The sequence below is a fragment of the Labrenzia sp. THAF35 genome (assembly GCF_009363595.1).
GTDB classification, from domain to species: domain Bacteria; phylum Pseudomonadota; class Alphaproteobacteria; order Rhizobiales; family Stappiaceae; genus Roseibium; species Roseibium algicola.
Map to the genome: position 1 here is coordinate 370,256 of NZ_CP045380.1, position 16,683 is coordinate 386,938.

Below are 16,683 nucleotides of genomic sequence, written 5' to 3' on the forward strand. Positions count from 1 at the left end.
GGACAGTTCCAGCTTCCATGTTGCTTTGCAAGAAGAAACTGACCTAAACGTCATAACAATATTTTTCCATGTTTTATTTCAGTTACTTAAATAAGATAATCCAAAGAGATAACACGCATTGGCCACGCAGGCGCAGCATGTCGGAGGCTTCCGTCTTCGGCGAGGTCCGCGGCAGGCAAACCGATTGAGATGGTCACACCCCTGTCACTTAAGCCATGTAGGAAAAGCGCGTTCCGGACAAAATCGTGTTTCGTTCCTTTTCAGTAGCTCCACCGGTCCTGCCTCGCAGGGCCGGTTTTTGCATGTGCTCATCCTCCCCGTTCCACATGTGCGACGCAATTCACACATCGCTTACCGAAAGCAATTGCCGAACGACTTTTTCAACACTGTTCACTTGACCTGACAAGGCGCTGGATATAGCCATTCAAAGCGCTTTGAAACCCATTAAGACCGCCTCAGAAGCGGAACGGAGACAACCGGCAATGTTCGAAGAAGCCGAAACGGGCCTGGAGGCTGATGTGCCGTCAGACATGAAGAATGACCCGGATTGGTGGCGTGGAGCGGTGATCTACCAGATCTATCCGCGCTCCTTCAACGACACCAATGGTGATGGCATAGGCGACCTCAACGGCGTCAGCGAACGCATGGACTACATTGCCTCGCTGGGCGTCGATGCCATCTGGCTGTCGCCCTTCTTCACCTCGCCGATGGATGATTTCGGTTACGATGTCTCCGACTATGAAGATGTCGACCCGATGTTCGGCACGCTTGCCGATTTCGACCGCATGCTGGCTGCCGCTCATGCGCGCGGCCTGAAGGTGATCATCGACCTGGTGATTTCGCACACCTCCGACCAACATCCCTGGTTTGTCGAAAGCCGTTCGTCACGCGACAATGCCAAGGCCGACTGGTTCGTTTGGGCCGACGCCAAGCCGGACGGCACGGTGCCGACCAACTGGCTTTCGATCTTCGGCGGCCCGGCCTGGGAATGGGACAGCCGCCGGCGCCAGTATTACATGCACAATTTCCTGACCAGCCAGCCGGATCTGAACTTCCATAACCCGGAGGTTCAGGACGCGGTTCTGGGTGCCGCCAGGTTCTGGCTCGACCGCGGTGTCGACGGGTTCCGTCTCGACACGGTGAATTTCTATTTCCACGACAAGCAGCTCCGGGACAACCCCCCTCTGAGCGCGACTGAAATGCCGTCCACCGTCGATCCGACCAACCCCTACGGCTATCAGGATCACCTTTACGACAAGACCCAGCCGGAAAACCTGTTGTTTCTTGAGAAGCTGCGCGCGCTCCTGGACAAATATCCGGGCACGACGTCCGTCGGTGAAATCGGCGCGGACGGACAGGCTGTGGAACTGACGGCGTCCTATACGGAAGCCGGCAAGCGCATTCACATGGCCTACAGCTTCGACCTGCTGACGCCTCAACATTCGGCGCCCTACATCCGAAAGATCGTGGAAGAGATGAACGCCGGCATCGGCTCCGGCTGGGCCTCCTGGGCGCTGTCGAACCACGATGTGAAGCGGGTCGCAAGCCGCTGGGGCGAGGATCTGGACATTGCCCGCTTTGCACCGCTTGAAACCGCCCTCTGCGCCTCGCTTCGCGGCACCCCTTGCCTTTACCAGGGCGAAGAACTCGGCCTGCCGCAGGCTGAAGTTCCTTTTGAAAAGCTGCAGGATCCCTATGGCATTCGCTTCTGGCCGGAATACAAGGGCCGCGACGGCTGCCGGACACCAATGCCGTGGGTGAAAGACAACAGCAACGCCGGTTTCTCCGAAGCCGAGCCCTGGCTTCCGGTCGCGCAGGATCATCTGGCGCTTGCCGCCTTCGAACAGGACAAGGACGAAAGCTCCATCCTGAACCAGAACCGGGCCTTCTATGCCTGGCGGCAGGCTCAGGAGCCCCTGAAGAAGGGCGACATGGTGTTTCTGGACAGCCAGGACAACACGTTGGTCTTCACCCGCAGCCATCAGGGTGAGACCGTGCTGTGCGCCTTCAACCTCGGCACCGAACCAGCCACCGTCACCTTGAACGGACTTGAGCTGGAAAACCTCAATGCACCCGGCTTCAACGGCACGCTGGAGGGCGCCACGATTGCGCTTCATGGCCTCGATGCTCTGTTTGCACGCGTGAAATCCTGATTTCGCGCCTTCAATTCGGGCTCCGGCACGGCTAAATAGTCGCGCCGGAGCATTTCCGGCCTAGCAAACCAACGCCGGACCTTTCATGACCGACCGCCTGCCCCTTTCCGTTTTCATCATCGCCCGTGACGAGGCCGACCGGATCGCCCGACCGATCGAAAGTGTCATTGGCTGGGTGGACGAGGTCATCGTCATCGACAGCGGATCAACGGACGAGACTGTCGCCGTGGCCGAACAACTTGGCGCGCGGGTCATCCGCAACGACTGGCCTGGCTACGGTCCGCAAAAGCGTTTCGGCGAAGACCAGTGCCGCAACGACTGGCTGCTCAATCTGGATGCCGACGAAGAGGTGACGCCGGGCCTCGCCGCGGAAATCAAAGCCAAATTCGCAGACGGCAGTTACGCGGATGCTGATGGCTGGCGCATCATGATCCGCGATCTTTATGCCCATGAAACCGCCCCTGCCCCCTGGGCCTACGGGTATCATCAGATCCGCCTCTATGACCGGCGCAAGGGCCGGTTCTCTGCCTCGACGGTTCATGACACGGTCCGGCCCGAGGAAGGCGCGCGCATCTCGAACCTTTCCGGCATCATGGCGCACCGGTCCATCCGGTCACTGGATTTTCAGGTTGGCAAATACAATCGCTACTCGGGCATGCAGGTGGACGACATGCGCGCCCGCGGCCGCAAGCTGCCGAAAAGCCGCCTTCTGACCGAATTCCCGGTGAGCTTCTTCAAGGCCTATTTCGTGCGCAAGTACCGCAAGTACGGCTGGTGGGGCTTTATCCTGGCCATGAATTACGCCCACGCCCGCTTCCTGCGCGTCGCGAAGGCCTATGAGGCCGAGTTGCTGGACAGGACCAAAACGGACTGAGGCACGAGCTGCGCGTTACTGTTGTCGCAGCCCCCTCACCGGACCTGCACCGGTTTTGCTGAGCCGTTCCATACTAGGCCGCAAAAATGGCAACCGGTTTGCCGACGCCGCGCAGGGCATGTTCGCCCATGGCATTGAGACCGGTCTGGAGGTCGCCGGAAAGAGCAGCGCGTACCGGTTCTGTCAGGAGCAAGGCGCGGCCGAGAGGTTTGCACAGGGATTCCACCCGGCTGGTCTCATTGACGGCGCGTCCGATCACCGTGAAGTCGAGCCGTTCCTCACCACCGACATTGCCGAAGAAGACTTCACCCCGGTGAAGGCCGATACCGATCTTCAGGGGGTGCCAGTGGATCGGGTCGGGAAGATCCTCGGGCGGATTGCGGTTCAGCTCGTCAATGGCCTCCAGCGCAGCCTTGGCGGCCTTCACGGCGGCGTTCGCCGCCGCTGTTTCACCAAATGTCTTCTGATCGAACACGGCCAGAATGCCGTCGCCCATGAACTTCAGGATATCGCCGCCGTGGTTGAGCACAGCGTCCGAGATCCTGTCGAAATAGGCGTTGAGGATAGCCGTCACTTCCGGTCCGCTCAACCGGTCGGCGAGTTGAGTGAAGCCGCGCATGTCGGCCATGAAGACCACTGCCTTGATGGCCTCGCCATCACCGCGCTTGATCTCGCCGTCCAGCACGCGCTGTCCGGCGATCGGCCCGAGATAGGTGTCGGCAACGTTGCGGGCAATCCGCTGAACGATGTGGCGCTCGATGTGCAGCGCCAAAAGGTCGATCAGATTGCGGATCAGGTCTTTTTCCGCCGGAGGGAACCCACCGGGTTTGCGGGTTGCCAAGGTCATGGCATTCCGCTTTTCGTGCGAGGAACTGAGCGGCAGGGCGACGTAGGTCGTGTATCCCTGATCGGCAAGTTCGCGCATCAGCGGAGCGGAATTGGCTCCTTCCTCGCTTTCCAGATCGACCTTGATGGTCTGGCCTTCGTTGATGACGTGGAAAAGCGGATTGCGGGTAAAGGCTTCCGATTTGGTCGCGTTGGCATCTGCGGCAACCTCGTCGCAGAAATAGTCCTGACTGTTCCAGACCCAGGAAAAACCGATGACGCGCGGATGCAGGGTACCGATATGCAGCGTTGCCCGGTCGATGGCGAGGCCGGCAGCCTTGCAGCGCCACATGAACTCCTCGAACATCAGCATGACATCATCGATCCGCGTCGCTTCATGCAAGAGCCACGAATTCAGCTGGTCGATACTGAGTGACTCCGGCGCACAGGAAGGGCCTCTGCTGGAACGGGCAAGCAGATAGACATGAGGCGCGTATGTGCGCGGGGCTGGGTCAAGAAAGGCTTTGTTCATCGGGGCTCCGTGAAACGCTCTGGCTAATATCTCGGGCGCCGGAGATCAAACTTCAATCGGGAAAAAACCGAATGGCGGGAAATGCTCTCGATTGGTCCAAGGAAATATCGACCCAAGGGCAACTGGGCATCGAGGACAACCGGCCCAACCCTCGAGACGCCGCTTGCGCGGCTTCTCAGGATAAAGACGCATGGAGTGACAGGCAGCTTGAACGTACCACACACGCCAGCCTGTCCTGAAGAAGCAGGAAACGCCGCTTCGAAGGTTGGTCAACCTGTTCTAGGTGGAACGAGAAGCAGCGCCTTAAAACGCCGCCTCTACACCGCCCATTTCCACGTAAACGCTTTTGGTCTGGCTATAATACTCGATCGCGGCATGGCCGTTCTCGCGGCCGATACCCGACTTCTTGTAGCCGCCGAAAGGCATTTCGATCGGAGTCAGATTGTAGGTGTTGATCCAGCAGGTGCCTGCCTGCAACTGGTCGATCACCCGGTGCGCCCGCTGAATGTCCCTGGTGAAAACGCCCGCGGCAAGGCCGAAGTCGGTGTCGTTGGCTCGGGCGATGACGTCGTCCTCATCGGTGAAGTCGAGCACGCTCAGCACCGGGCCGAAGATTTCCTCGCGGGCAATGCGCATGTCGTCCTTCACGTCGGCAAAGACGGTCGGCTGCACGAAATAGCCGTCCGGGAAGCTGGCGACAGAGGCTGAACCACCGCCGCACACCAGCCGGGCGCCCTCCTCCTGACCGATCTGCATGTAGTGGAGCACCTTGTCGAGCTGCTGTTTGGACACAAGCGGACCAATATTGGTTGCCTCGTCCAGCGGATCGCCGAGAACGGCCTTGGCGGTGCGTTCGGCGAGCCTTGCCACAAAGGCTTCCTTGATCGCTTCATGAACGAACACGCGCGTCCCGTTGGAGCAGATCTGCCCGGTGGAATAGAAGTTGGCGTTGATCGCGGCGGACACCGCGTTTTCAATGTCAGCGTCCTCGAACACGATCAGCGGGGACTTGCCGCCGAGTTCCAGCGTTGTCTTCTTCAGATGCTCACCCGCAAGGGCCGCCACTTTGGCGCCGGTCGGGACAGAGCCGGTCAGCGAAACCTTGGCAATGGCCGGATGAGCGACCAGCTTTGCACCGACATCACCAAAGCCCTGAAGCACGTTGAAGACACCAGCGGGTAGACCGGCCTCGGTAAAGGCCTCCGCCAGTTTCAAGGCGCTCAGCGGGGTGACTTCCGAGGGTTTGAAGATCATGGCATTGCCGCAAACGAGTGCGGGAGCAGACTTCCAGCAGGCGATCTGGATCGGATAGTTCCAGGCGCCGATGCCGAAACAGATGCCGAGCGGTTCGCGCTTGGTGTAGGCGAAGGAGCCGCCCAGATCGATATGTTCGCCGGTAAGCGTTGCGGCCAGACCACCGAAGTATTCCAGGCAGTCGGCGCCGGACGCAGCATCGGCAATCAGGGTTTCCTGCAAGGGCTTGCCGGTGTCGAGCGTTTCCAGAATGGAGAGTTCCCGGTTCTTTTCACGCAGGATCTCGGCCGCCCGGCGCAGCACGCGGCCGCGTTCGGCTGCTGGTGTTGCCGCCCAGACCTTCTGGCCTTCCTGGGCAGAGCGGATTGCCGCCTCGATCACGGCATCGTCGGCCGCGCGGATCTGCGCGATGACTTCACCGGTTGCGGGATACAGCGAGTCAAAGGGAGTGCCGCTCTGGCTCTCGACATATGAGCCGCCGACATAGTGGGACGCTTGCGGTTGGGCGCGCATGGGTTGGCTCCTTGGTCTGTGTGTCTGCCGTTGGTCTGCCGGGGATCATCGCTGGCTGGATTGCCAGTCCGGGTGGATCCACGGTTCCTGGTTGGCCGCGGGCAGCGGGGTCTTGCCGAGAATATGGTCCGATGCCTTCTCCCCGACCATAATCGAGGGCGCATTCAGATTGCCATTGGTGATTTGCGGAAAGATGGAACTGTCGGCAACACGAAGCCCGTCAACGCCGATTACCCGGCATTCAGGGTCGACCACGGCCATGGCATCATCCTTCGCCCCCATCCGGCAAGTGCCGCATGGGTGATAGGCGCTTTCCACGTGTTCGCGGATGAAGCCGTTCAGGTCCTCGTCGCTCTGCACACTGTCTCCCGGCTGGATCTCCTTGCCGCGATAGGGGGCAAACGCCTCCTGGCCGAAGATCTCGCGGGTCAGGCGGATACAGGTGCGGAAGTCTTCCCAGTCGTCTTCGTGGGACATGTAGTTGAACAGGATCGACGGCTTGGCCTTCGGGTCGCTGGAGGTCAGCTTGATACGGCCGCGCGATTTGGAGCGCATCGGTCCGACATGGGCCTGGAAGCCATGGCCTTCGGCTGCTGCCTGTCCGTCGTAACGCACGGCGAAGGGCAGGAAGTGATACTGGATATCAGGATATTTCACGCCCGCCCTGGAGCGAATGAAAGCGCAGCTTTCGAACTGGTTCGATGCACCGAGACCCTGCTTCAGGAACAGCCACTGGGCCCCGATCACCGCCTTGGAGAACAGGTTCCAGTGCTTGTAGAGCGTGATCGGCTGGGTGCAGGCCTGCTGAAGATAAAGCTCCAGATGATCCTGCAGGTTGGCACCGACGCCCGGCCGGTCGGCCACGACGTCGATCCCCATTTCGGCAAGATGCGCCGCCGGGCCGATGCCGGACTGCATCAGGATCTTCGGCGAATTGATGGAAGACGCCGACAGGATCACTTCGCGGGCAGCTTTTGCCTCGCGGACCTCGCCGCCGGTTTCGAATTCCACACCGACCGCGCGCTTGTCCTCGATCAGAATCCGGCGCACGAGAGCCCCCTTGATCAGGGTCAGGTTACCGCGCTTCAGTGCCGGCTTCAGATAGGCGTTTGCGGCAGACCAGCGCCGGCCCCGATGGACCGTCATTTCCATGTCGCCGAAGCCTTCCTGACGCTCGCCATTGTAGTCGGCGGTCACGCCATAGCCCGCCTGCTCGCCGGCTGTCTTGAAGGCGTCGAACAGCGGGTTCCACTTTGTTCCGCGCTGGACATGCAGCGGACCGTTGGTGCCGCGCCAGCCGTCCTGGCCGCCATGGCTGTGCTCCTGGCGCTTGTAGTACGGCAGCACATGGCGATACCCCCAGCCGCTCGCACCCATCTCTTCCCAGGTGTCGAAATCACAGGCATGGCCACGCACATAAACCATGCCGTTGATGGAGGACGACCCACCGATCACCTTGCCACGCGGTGTGGCCAGGCGCCGGCCCTCCAGATGTGGTTCCGGTTCGCTGGTGTACCCCCAGTCATACAGCGGCATGTTCATTGGGTAGGACAGGGCAGCCGGCATCTGGATCAGCGGACCGACATCGGTGCCGCCGAATTCCAGCACAAGCACCCTGTTGCTCGGGTCTTCCGACAGGCGGTAGGCCATCGCACAGCCGGCGGATCCGGCTCCGACGATGATGAAGTCGAACTGGTCGCTCATGTTGATCCTAGCTGCTCAATTCTTGGTGTTGCGCGCCAGGTGGACGGCAATCTGGGTTTCCACATAGTCCTCGACCAGCTCGATCGCGGCCGGCCGGTCGGTCTTGCCGTCGCGCAGGGCTTGCCGGATCCAGACGCCGTCAATCATCGACGCCGTGCCTTCGGCAATCCGGCGTGCTTCGTCCTGAGGCATGAAGGCCCTCAGATTGTGGGTCAGGTTCGAGGCAAGCCTTGCCGAATAGATATTCAGAAGACGATTGTTGCTGTCGGTGGTACGCGACTGAACGTAGAAGGCGAGCCAGGCCGCGATCACGGCGGGCTGAAACTGGTCGACCGCAAAGTTGCCGGCAATGATTGCCGAAATACGCTCGCGCGGGGTCTCCGCCTTTTCCAGGCTCTCGCGGATCGCCCGGCCGAGTTCGGTCAGGAGATGGCGCATGGTTGCGGCAAGCAATTGGTCCTTGGAGCCGAAATAGTGATGCACGAGACCGCCGGAAACGCCTGCGCGCTTTGCGATCTGCGCCATGGTCACGTCGCTGTAGCCGCGTTCGTGTATGGCATCGACCGTTGCGTCAATCAGACTGCGCCGCCGTTCCGCTTCCATTCCGACCTTGGGCATTTCAACCTCCGACACAGGGCGAGAGAAGAATTCGGTTCAGCGTTTCTGGCGATGATCAGACGGCGGCACAGCCGGACAAGAACAAGTCCGGTTACCGATCGTCACGATCATGGTGCAGTAGCGTCAAGGAGAAGGAAAAGCCTTCCCAAGAGCCTCTGAATGCGCCTTGCCGCGTTCGTCTCACATCCAAGTTTTATTTTTAATTGATCAGTCAATCAATGAAAACTTGCAATTTTTTCCCGTGGATGTTTGGATCTAGGTTAGGCAGGCTGTGGGCAGAGGAAACTGAGGGCGTTAGAACCACACTGACACCCCATGCCCTGCAGAAAAACAAGAAAACAGACTTTCCATAGGAGGTATACATATGAAAGTAGCAGCGAAACTCGCTGGAGGCCTGGCGCTCGGGCTGATGCTCACGGGAACCGCCCTGGCAAACGATCCGGAAAGCTGCCAGACGGTTCGCTTCTCCGACGTCGGCTGGACTGACATCACGGCAACCACCGCCGCAACCTCGGTCGTCCTGGAAGCGCTCGGCTACAAGCCGGAAGTTAAAATCCTGTCCGTTCCGGTGACCTATGCGTCGCTGAAGAACAAGGACATCGACATCTTCCTCGGCAACTGGATGCCGACCATGGAAGGTGACATCAAGGCCTATCGCGAAGACGGCTCCGTGGAAACGGTCCGGGCCAATCTGGAAGGCGCGAAGTACACGCTTGCCGTTCCGGAATACACCTACGAAAAAGGCCTGAAGAGCTTCCAGGACATCGCCAAGTTCAAGGACGATCTCGACGGCAAGATCTACGGCATCGAGCCGGGCAATGACGGCAACCGCCTGATCATCGGCATGATCGATGAAAACCTCTTCGAACTGGAAGGCTTCGAAGTGGTGGAATCCTCCGAGCAGGGCATGCTTGCGCAGGTCGCCCGTGCAAACCGCCGCGAGGCGGACATCGTCTTCCTCGGCTGGGAACCGCACCCGATGAACGCCAATTTCAAGATGAAGTATCTTGAAGGCGGCGACGACATTTTCGGCCCGAACTATGGCGGAGCCACCGTCTACACCAACGTGCGTGCCGGCTATGTCAAGGAATGCCCGAACGTCGGCAAGCTGCTTGAAAACCTGGAATTCTCGCTGCCCATGGAAAACGAGATCATGGGTGCCATCCTGATCGAGGGTGAGGATCCCAACAAGGCGGCAGCCGCCTGGTTGAAGGAGCATCCGGCAACCTTCGAAAACTGGCTCGTCGGCGTGAAGACTTTTGATGGCGGCGACAGTTTCGCGGCCGTCAAAGGGGCTCTCGGTCTCTGATCGCTGACCAAAATCTGGCGCCGGTGCGGGTCTCCTGCCCGGCGCCACTGGTTTTCCAAGAACAATAATACCGGAGCAGTGGCGTGGACTGGCTCACAGAACACAAGCTGCCGATCGGGCCGTGGGCGCGCACCTTGGTCGATTGGCTCACCGACAACGCCTATTGGGTGTTTGACGGAATCTCGGCAATTCTCGAAACGCTGATAGACGGAATCCTCTGGTTGCTGCAGACGCCGCATCCATTGGTCATCGTTGTTGTCGCCGTCGCCATCGGCTACCTGGTCCACAGGACCATATCCTTTGCGGCTTTCGTGGCAATTTCCCTGCTGCTGATTATCAACCAGGGCTACTGGGAAGAAACGACGGAAACCCTGGCGCTGGTGGTTGCCGCGTCCGTGGTCTGTATGGTGGTCGGCGTGCCTGTCGGCGTGCTGGCCGCGCATCGCCCCCGCTTTTACGCCGCACTTCGTCCCGTGCTGGATCTGATGCAAACCATCCCGACCTTCGTTTACCTGATCCCGGCACTGATCCTATTCGGTCTCGGTATGGTGCCCGGTCTCATCGCGACCGTCATCTTTGCCATTCCCGCACCGATCCGCCTGACGCAGCTCGGCGTCTCCTCGACGCCGACCGCGCTGATCGAAGCCGGAAAGGCCTTTGGAGCCACCAAATCGCAGCTGCTCTGGAAAATCGAGCTGCCCTACGCCCTGCCGCAGATCATGGCTGGCCTGACGCAGACGATCATGCTGTCGCTATCGATGGTCGTGATTGCCGCCCTTGTCGGTGCGGACGGCCTCGGCGTGCCGACGTTGCGCGCCCTGAACACGGTGAATATCGCCCAAGGTTTCGAAGTTGGTGTCTGTATCGTCCTGATCGCCATCGTGCTTGACCGCTTCTTCCGCGCCGAAGAGGGAGGCAAACGATGAGCGAGACCAACAAATCGGCCGTCGTTTCCTTCAAGGACGTCGACATCGTTTTCGGCGAAAAGCCTCACACGGCTCTGCCCATGATCGATGCCGGCAAGACCCGGCAGGAAATCCAGGCAGAAACCGGCCAGATCCTCGGCGTTGCCGGTGCGACCTTCGACATCTACGAAGGCGAAGTCATCGTGCTGATGGGGCTGTCCGGCTCCGGCAAGTCGACGCTGCTCCGGGCCGTCAACGGTCTTAACCCGGTCATCCGGGGTGAAGTGCAGGTTCATGACGGCAAGCGTTACGTCAATCCGGAAACCTGCTCTGAAAACGATCTGATGGAATTGCGCCGGCACCGGATCGGCATGGTGTTCCAGCAGTTCGGTCTTCTGCCCTGGCGTACGGTGGCCGAAAACGTCGGCTTTGGCCTGGAGCTTGCCGGCATGCCCGCAAAGGAGCGAGCCGCAAAGGTCGAGGCGCAGCTCAAGCTGGTTGGCCTGAACGGCTGGGGCGAAAAGCACGTACACGAGCTATCGGGCGGCATGCAGCAGCGCGTTGGCCTCGCTCGCGCCTTTGCGACCGACGCGCCGCTACTGCTGATGGACGAACCGTTCTCGGCTCTCGACCCGCTCATCCGCGACAAGCTGCAGGACGAGTTGCTCGACCTGCAGAAGGAACTCAACCGGACCATCATCTTCGTCAGCCACGATCTCGATGAAGCCGCCAAGATCGGCTCGCGCATCGCAATCATGGAAGGAGGACGGGTGATCCAGCTGGGTACGTCGCAGGAAATCGTCAAGTCGCCGGCAACCGACTATGTGGCTGAATTCGTCAGCCACATGAACCCGCTGAACGTGCTGCGCGCGCGCGACATCATGGTGCCTCCGGGCAGCTTGCCGGGCTCGCTCGCCAGCGGCCTGACCTGCGATGCCGACGCTTCGGTGCGTGAAGTCGCCCAGCTGAAAAAATCCAGCAAGGATCCGGTCGTCGTGAAAGCAAGCGGCTCAATCGTCGGTGTCATTGGCGAGAAGGAACTGCTGGACTGCATGGCGTAAGGCGTGCGGTGTTTTGGAGTTTTTCTGCACATTGAGCCTCATCCTGAGGAGGACCGCCAGGTCCGTTTCGAAGGATGGGCCACTTGTTCAGGAGGTTGCCGCCCATCCCTCGAGACAGCGCTCTCGCGCTTCCTCAGGACGAGGATGAACAAATCGGCCGCGCTGAGTGGGTGAAGATACGAGGCTTGGTTTCATCCTCAAAAACAAACAAAAAACGGGACCTTTCGGTCCCGTTTTTCGTTGTTCAATTCGCGCCAGCCGTCCCCGGACGGAGGCTGCAGCCTGAAACCTTAGAGCAGCTCGAGCTGAGCAGCCTGCTTGCCGCGGCCGCGACGGTCGTCTTCAGCAACGAAGGAGATCTTCGCGCCTTCGACGGGCGTTCCGATACCGGCCTGCTCGAATGCGGTGATGTGGACGAAAACGTCCTTGGAACCGTTTTCCGGAGTGATGAAGCCAAAGCCACGGTCATGGTTGAAGAATTTAATGGTGCCGTTCTCGCGCATGGAGAAACCTTTCCGCTGGTTGGATGCGCCATCCCGTTTCCGGCAGGCGCGGATAAACGAGAAGTCAACAAGAAACGGAAAGCTTGGAAATTCAGAGCAGCGCTTGATGGAGCCCTGCCGAAGTCAGTCTCACCGGGTCTTTCGTCAGTCCCGTACGGCACAACGCGTACCGATGGAGAATAATGTAGGTCCAGGTGGCGCTTACGGCAAGCGAAAGATTTTTGCAGTGGTCAAACCGAGGCCACAAAGCCGATAAATCCTGTTCCGGTGACAAAGTGACAGCTTGTGACACCAGTCACAGAGCCCGACCGGGGGGCGGGTTAGTTTCGTCTCATGAGTTGAGGCGGACAGCAGGGCCTCACGACACTGGAAGGGACACCGTCATGTTCAAGAAGTTTGCAGTTACCGCCTCTGCGCTGGCTCTTGTTGCCGGCGTCACACTGACCTCTCAGGCCACACCCGCACATGCCGCCAAGGGCTGGCAGGTCGGTGTCGGCGTCGCCAGCGGCCTTGCCGCCGGCGCGATCCTCGGGTCAGCACTTTCCCAGCCGCGTTATGTCGCTCCGCCCCCGGCCTACTATCCGGCCCCGCCGGCCTACTATCCGGCACCGGCTCCGGCCCCGGTCATCTACCGTCCGGCTCCGTGGAGCCCGGCCTGGTACAATTACTGCAGCCGCAAGTATCGTTCGTTCAATCCGAACACCGGCTACTTCCTGTCCTATTCCGGACAGTACCGCTTCTGCCAGTAAGGCAGTTTCCAACTTCGCCGGGCCATAACCGGCCTGAAAAGGCCACCGGCCACTCCCTGCAAGGGTTTCCTCCCCTCCTTGCAGGGAGTTTTTTGTTGGAACACCGATGTCGCCAGGAAGGATTTAAGTGTCTGCCCCTAGGGGGATATACGTTTCGCCGCGCGCATGGTGGTCTCAAGCTGGTTGAGAAAGCGCGATCTGTCGGCCTTCGTGAAGCCAGGCCCGCTTTCGCGGATCTCCCCGATTTCACGAAGATGCGTGTTAAGATCCCGCATGGCAAGGCGCATGCCGATGGCATCCTCGCGAAACGGCTTGCCTGTCGGACCGATGACAAGAGCGCCCGCCTTCACACAGCGTGCCGCAAGCGGCACATCGGCCGTCACGACCACATCACCCGCCACCGCACGTTCCGCGATCCAGTTGTCGGCTTCGTCCGGCCCTTCAGGAACGACAACCCGCTCGATCAGATCGCCTTCGGGAAGCCGCATCCAGCTGTTGGAAACGAACTTGATCTCAACATTGTGGCGCTCGCCCACGCGAACGGCTTCGTCCTTGACCGGACAGGCATCGGCGTCGATGTAGAGCACGGTCATGTTGTTTGCTCTCCTTTCGAGCTTTGGAGAAAGGCCGCGATGCCGGTTGCTGCCCGGGCACCTGTCGCAAAACACGCCTGCAGCAAATAGCCGCCTGTCGGCGCTTCCCAGTCCAGCATTTCACCCGCGGCAAAGATGCCCGGCATCTTCTTGAGCATCATGCCTTCGTCCAGTTCGTCCAGCGCGATGCCTCCGGCGGAAGAGATCGCCCGGTCGATGGAATAGGGCGCGTCCAGAACAACGGGAACGGCCTTGATGCAGCGCGCGAGGCTTTCCGGATCGGAAGGGACATCGCCGGCTTCGCGCAGCAGCGCCATTTCAACGGGGCTCAGCCGAAGGACCTTCTTGAGAAACGTGGCTGCAGACTGCTTGCCTCGGGGTCTTGAGAGTTTCGCTGCCAGCTCGTCAACTCCGGCCTGCGGCCGCAGATCGATGTGCAGTGTCGCCGAACCGGTTTCGTTGATTGTTTCGCGCAGTTCGGCGGACAAGGCGTAGACGGCACCACCTTCAAGGCCCTGAGCCGTCAAGACCGCCTCCCCCTGCACCCTTTTCCCGCCATGGGACAGGGCTATACGTTTGAGCGGCGTACCGGCAAACCGCTCTTTCAGGAAATCGCTCCAGCCGGTCTGAAAGCCGCAATTTGCCGGCTGGAACCGGTTGATGCGAACACCGCGTTCTTCCAGCATCGGCACCCACGCGGCGTTGGAACCGAGCTTCGGCCAGCTTGCACCACCCATGGTCAGAAGGCAGGCACGTGCAGTGAGGGATTGCAGGGCGCCTTCACCTGCAGTGTCTTCGGCGGCAGTTTCATCCCGTGTCCTGAGTTGAAGCGGTCCGTCTCCTTCAATGGCACAAAGTGCATGCCGGGTCAGCAGGCGGACGCCATTGGCATCCAGCCGGCGCAGCCAGGCGCGCAGCAAGGGGGAGGCCTTCATGGATTTCGGGAAGACCCGTCCGCTACTGCCGACAAAAGTTTCTTCGCCAAGGTCTTCGCACCAGCGCCGCAGCGTTTCGGGCGGAAATTCCTGGATCAAAGGCGCCAAAAAAGGTTCGGCCTGCCGGTAGCGCGCGAGGAACGCGGTCAGGTCTTCGCTGTGGGTCAGGTTCAGGCCGCCGCGGCCAGCCATCAGGAACTTGCGCGCGGGCGAGGGCATGCGGTCGATAACCACAACGCTATACCCGTTTTCGGACAGGCGCTCCGCAGCAAAGAGACCGGCCGGACCGGCACCGGCAATCAGGACGTCGAACATGCGGCCTTATAGTTCATGGCGGGCTGCAAAGACCACCATCGATTTTCATCAGAGCCGGTGTTGGTATGTCGAGAATTATTGCAAGTATTTGTTATCAGTCTCATGAGAATATCATCCAGGGGGTGTACCTGCGGAAGTTTTCCCGGCGGGTCTGCTTCCTGTGAAAGGAGCCGTGAATGGAAAAAGGCACGGACCTGGTAGTCGTTGCCGATCCGGACAAGGACGTTCAGGCAGGCTTTGAACGCCTGTTCGGCAGTCACATGAGGGTTGCCTGCTTTTCCGAAACGGAAGCTGCATTGCAGTTTCTGAAGCAGAACCATGGCACAGCCGTCATTTTTTCCTGTTTCAATCTGCCGGGCCGCGGCGGAACGGCCTTTCTGCGAGCAGCGGAGACCATTGCGCCTCAATCCGCGCGGGTCATGCTGACCCGGGAAACCTCGGCAGATGCGATCAAGAAGACGCTCAATGAGGCCCATGCCTTCATGTATCTGGAAAAGCCCTGTCAATCGACAGATCTGGCCAGCGCCATGGAAACAGCTCTTTCCCATCATTTTCAGCTCGCCAAGGACAGGGCGCTGCTGGAGCGGACACTTGCCGGATCCGTCAAGTTGTTGATCGACATGCTGGCGCTCTTCCACCCGGAAGCGTTCCGGCGCACGAGCACGGTTCGCAAACAGGCCCTGCGGCTGGCCAAACGCCTGGGGATGAAGAAAACCTGGGAACTGGAAATGTCGGTGATGTTGTCACCGCTTGGCGAGGCGTTGCTGCCGAAACAGATCCTTGCCCGCTACCGGGCCGCACGCGGCCTGACCGAGCAGGAGCGTAATATTCTGGATCGGGCACCGGACCAGACCCGGGATCTTTTGAAGAACATACCGCAACTGGAGAAAGTCTCCGAATACCTGTTTCTATCCGGCCGCGGTTTCGACGGCTCGGGTTTCCCAAAGGACGGGCCGACGGGCAAGGAAATCCCGATGATTGCCCGCATCCTCAAGCTCTTGACGGATCTGTGGTACGCAAGCCCGGAAAGCGGACCGGATGCAGCGGCCTTCGAGGCGCTTACCATCAACAAGCGCAAATATGATCCGATGCTGCTGGAGCTGGCCAAGGAAACGCTGATGGACGACGTGCCGGAGGAGCGCAAAAGACTCGTTGCCGAATGCTACATCCGCTCTCTGCGGCCGGGTGATGTGCTGATCGACGACGCCTTGACCGAAACCGGTCACGAACTGGTTCTGTCCCGCGGCCATATGCTGACGCCCACCACCATCCGCCGGCTGGAACATTTCCACCAGGCCGCAGGCGTGCGCCAACCCATCCGCGTCGAACGCCATTCGGCACCCGAAGAAGCTCTGATCGATACGGCTTGAAGGTGGAGAACGAAAGGCTGTGGTGAGAGCGCCGGGCATATCGCAGTCTATAGAGAGGGCGCTCCCTCTGCCGCACCCCTTCCCCGCAAAAGGGAAGGGATATCAGCCCGGCAAAATCATTTCGTCAGGATCAGCTTGCCCTGCTTGGTGATCGACAGACGGTAGGTTTCGTCGTTGTGGCGGATCTGGATCTGGCGCTGGCCGCTGAAAAGGTCGCGCGTGTCGAGTTCCGATTTCTGCTCACGCGGCGGTGTTGCCGCAAAGGCGCGCGTGGCGCGGCTGCTGGAACCCAGGGAGAGGCGGTGCTTCTGGCTGTTGGCGGTCGGTGTCATTGCGCGCAATCGGTCCTTGGCCTTTGTGTTGCTCCTGAAACTGTTCAAAAAATCAGCTTCTTAGCGGAGCGGTGGGACATCGGAATCAAAAGATGAGTTTCAAACTCAACTTTATACTTGACACTCATACTCAAGTTT

At 59.9% G+C, this 16,683-nt stretch carries 15 protein-coding genes; 7 read left to right on the forward strand and 8 right to left on the reverse strand.

Annotation, left to right across the window (positions count from 1 at the left end):
- Positions 1–482 precede the first annotated feature (482 nt).
- Both FIU93_RS01705 and FIU93_RS01710 read left to right on the forward strand, forming a co-directional pair.
- The gene (locus FIU93_RS01705) at positions 483–2,153 is read left to right on the forward strand and encodes an alpha-glucosidase family protein (protein WP_152504674.1); all 1,671 of its coding nucleotides are present in this window, start codon (positions 483–485) and stop codon (positions 2,151–2,153) included.
- A gap of 85 nt (positions 2,154–2,238) precedes the next feature.
- Entirely contained in the window at positions 2,239–3,027 is a 789-nt protein-coding gene (locus FIU93_RS01710) for a glycosyltransferase family 2 protein (protein WP_077290820.1), read from the forward strand.
- Between the two features lie 73 nt (positions 3,028–3,100).
- Here FIU93_RS01710 and FIU93_RS01715 read toward each other — a convergent pair whose 3' ends face one another.
- The 4 genes from FIU93_RS01715 to betI all read right to left on the reverse strand — a co-directional run bounded on the left by FIU93_RS01715 (position 3,101) and on the right by betI (position 8,473).
- On the reverse strand, positions 3,101–4,384 hold the full coding sequence (locus FIU93_RS01715) for an adenylate/guanylate cyclase domain-containing protein (protein ID WP_152504675.1): 1,284 nt from the start codon (positions 4,382–4,384) through the stop codon (positions 3,101–3,103).
- A 303-nt stretch (positions 4,385–4,687) separates the two neighbouring features.
- Positions 4,688–6,151, reverse strand: coding sequence for a betaine-aldehyde dehydrogenase (gene betB, locus FIU93_RS01720; RefSeq protein ID WP_152504676.1), 1,464 nt, complete (start codon positions 6,149–6,151; stop codon positions 4,688–4,690).
- Positions 6,152–6,196: 45 nt separating this feature from the next.
- The gene (betA, locus tag FIU93_RS01725) at positions 6,197–7,855 is read right to left on the reverse strand and encodes a choline dehydrogenase (protein WP_152504677.1); all 1,659 of its coding nucleotides are present in this window, start codon (positions 7,853–7,855) and stop codon (positions 6,197–6,199) included.
- Positions 7,856–7,870: 15 nt separating this feature from the next.
- Complete coding sequence (gene betI / locus FIU93_RS01730) at positions 7,871–8,473, reverse strand: transcriptional regulator BetI (RefSeq protein WP_023002215.1); 603 nt, start codon at positions 8,471–8,473, stop codon at positions 7,871–7,873.
- A gap of 364 nt (positions 8,474–8,837) precedes the next feature.
- Here betI and FIU93_RS01735 point away from each other — a divergent pair, with 364 nt between their 5' ends.
- From FIU93_RS01735 to choV, 3 genes are all read left to right on the forward strand, one after another.
- Positions 8,838–9,782 (forward strand): choline ABC transporter substrate-binding protein, encoded by a 945-nt coding sequence (locus tag FIU93_RS01735; protein WP_023002216.1) that lies wholly within the window; start codon positions 8,838–8,840, stop codon positions 9,780–9,782.
- 83 nt (positions 9,783–9,865) lie between these two features.
- The gene (gene choW / locus FIU93_RS01740) at positions 9,866–10,708 is read left to right on the forward strand and encodes a choline ABC transporter permease subunit (protein WP_055657561.1); all 843 of its coding nucleotides are present in this window, start codon (positions 9,866–9,868) and stop codon (positions 10,706–10,708) included.
- The gene (choV, locus tag FIU93_RS01745; RefSeq protein WP_152504678.1) at positions 10,705–11,748 is read left to right on the forward strand and encodes a choline ABC transporter ATP-binding protein; all 1,044 of its coding nucleotides are present in this window, start codon (positions 10,705–10,707) and stop codon (positions 11,746–11,748) included. Before choW ends, choV begins: the two co-directional genes overlap by 4 nt.
- Positions 11,749–12,038: 290 nt before the next feature.
- Here choV and FIU93_RS01750 read toward each other — a convergent pair whose 3' ends face one another.
- On the reverse strand, positions 12,039–12,251 hold the full coding sequence (locus FIU93_RS01750; protein WP_006934329.1) for a cold-shock protein: 213 nt from the start codon (positions 12,249–12,251) through the stop codon (positions 12,039–12,041).
- A gap of 383 nt (positions 12,252–12,634) precedes the next feature.
- Here FIU93_RS01750 and FIU93_RS01755 point away from each other — a divergent pair, with 383 nt between their 5' ends.
- Positions 12,635–13,000 (forward strand): BA14K family protein, encoded by a 366-nt coding sequence (locus FIU93_RS01755; RefSeq protein ID WP_023002219.1) that lies wholly within the window; start codon positions 12,635–12,637, stop codon positions 12,998–13,000.
- Between the two features lie 137 nt (positions 13,001–13,137).
- On the opposite strand, the gene FIU93_RS01760 is transcribed toward FIU93_RS01755, so the two are convergent.
- Together FIU93_RS01760 and FIU93_RS01765 are read right to left on the reverse strand one after the other, a co-directional pair.
- Positions 13,138–13,593 carry a YaiI/YqxD family protein gene (locus FIU93_RS01760; RefSeq protein WP_062490424.1) on the reverse strand — a complete coding sequence of 152 codons (456 nt, stop codon included), beginning with the start codon at positions 13,591–13,593 and terminating at the stop codon, positions 13,138–13,140.
- The gene (locus FIU93_RS01765) at positions 13,590–14,843 is read right to left on the reverse strand and encodes a TIGR03862 family flavoprotein (RefSeq protein WP_023002222.1); all 1,254 of its coding nucleotides are present in this window, start codon (positions 14,841–14,843) and stop codon (positions 13,590–13,592) included. Before FIU93_RS01765 ends, FIU93_RS01760 begins: the two co-directional genes overlap by 4 nt.
- A gap of 176 nt (positions 14,844–15,019) precedes the next feature.
- Between FIU93_RS01765 and FIU93_RS01770 the strand changes: the two genes are divergently transcribed.
- Complete coding sequence (locus FIU93_RS01770; RefSeq protein WP_152504679.1) at positions 15,020–16,213, forward strand: HD domain-containing phosphohydrolase; 1,194 nt, start codon at positions 15,020–15,022, stop codon at positions 16,211–16,213.
- Positions 16,214–16,329: 116 nt separating this feature from the next.
- On the opposite strand, the gene FIU93_RS01775 is transcribed toward FIU93_RS01770, so the two are convergent.
- Entirely contained in the window at positions 16,330–16,545 is a 216-nt protein-coding gene (locus tag FIU93_RS01775) for a hemin uptake protein HemP (RefSeq protein ID WP_062491931.1), read from the reverse strand.
- Positions 16,546–16,683 lie beyond the last annotated feature (138 nt).

Coding starts and splice junctions, on each gene's coding strand:
- FIU93_RS01705 (WP_152504674.1), top strand. CDS start 483: ATGTTCGAAGAAGCCGAAACGGGCCTGGAGGCTGATGTGCCGTCAGAC.
- FIU93_RS01710 (WP_077290820.1), top strand. CDS start 2,239: ATGACCGACCGCCTGCCCCTTTCCGTTTTCATCATCGCCCGTGACGAG.
- FIU93_RS01715 (WP_152504675.1), bottom strand. CDS start 4,384: ATGAACAAAGCCTTTCTTGACCCAGCCCCGCGCACATACGCGCCTCAT.
- betB (WP_152504676.1), bottom strand. CDS start 6,151: ATGCGCGCCCAACCGCAAGCGTCCCACTATGTCGGCGGCTCATATGTC.
- betA (WP_152504677.1), bottom strand. CDS start 7,855: ATGAGCGACCAGTTCGACTTCATCATCGTCGGAGCCGGATCCGCCGGC.
- betI (WP_023002215.1), bottom strand. CDS start 8,473: ATGCCCAAGGTCGGAATGGAAGCGGAACGGCGGCGCAGTCTGATTGAC.
- FIU93_RS01735 (WP_023002216.1), top strand. CDS start 8,838: ATGAAAGTAGCAGCGAAACTCGCTGGAGGCCTGGCGCTCGGGCTGATG.
- choV (WP_152504678.1), top strand. CDS start 10,705: ATGAGCGAGACCAACAAATCGGCCGTCGTTTCCTTCAAGGACGTCGAC.
- FIU93_RS01750 (WP_006934329.1), bottom strand. CDS start 12,251: ATGCGCGAGAACGGCACCATTAAATTCTTCAACCATGACCGTGGCTTT.
- FIU93_RS01755 (WP_023002219.1), top strand. CDS start 12,635: ATGTTCAAGAAGTTTGCAGTTACCGCCTCTGCGCTGGCTCTTGTTGCC.
- FIU93_RS01760 (WP_062490424.1), bottom strand. CDS start 13,593: ATGACCGTGCTCTACATCGACGCCGATGCCTGTCCGGTCAAGGACGAA.
- FIU93_RS01765 (WP_023002222.1), bottom strand. CDS start 14,843: ATGTTCGACGTCCTGATTGCCGGTGCCGGTCCGGCCGGTCTCTTTGCT.
- FIU93_RS01770 (WP_152504679.1), top strand. CDS start 15,020: ATGGAAAAAGGCACGGACCTGGTAGTCGTTGCCGATCCGGACAAGGAC.
- FIU93_RS01775 (WP_062491931.1), bottom strand. CDS start 16,545: ATGACACCGACCGCCAACAGCCAGAAGCACCGCCTCTCCCTGGGTTCC.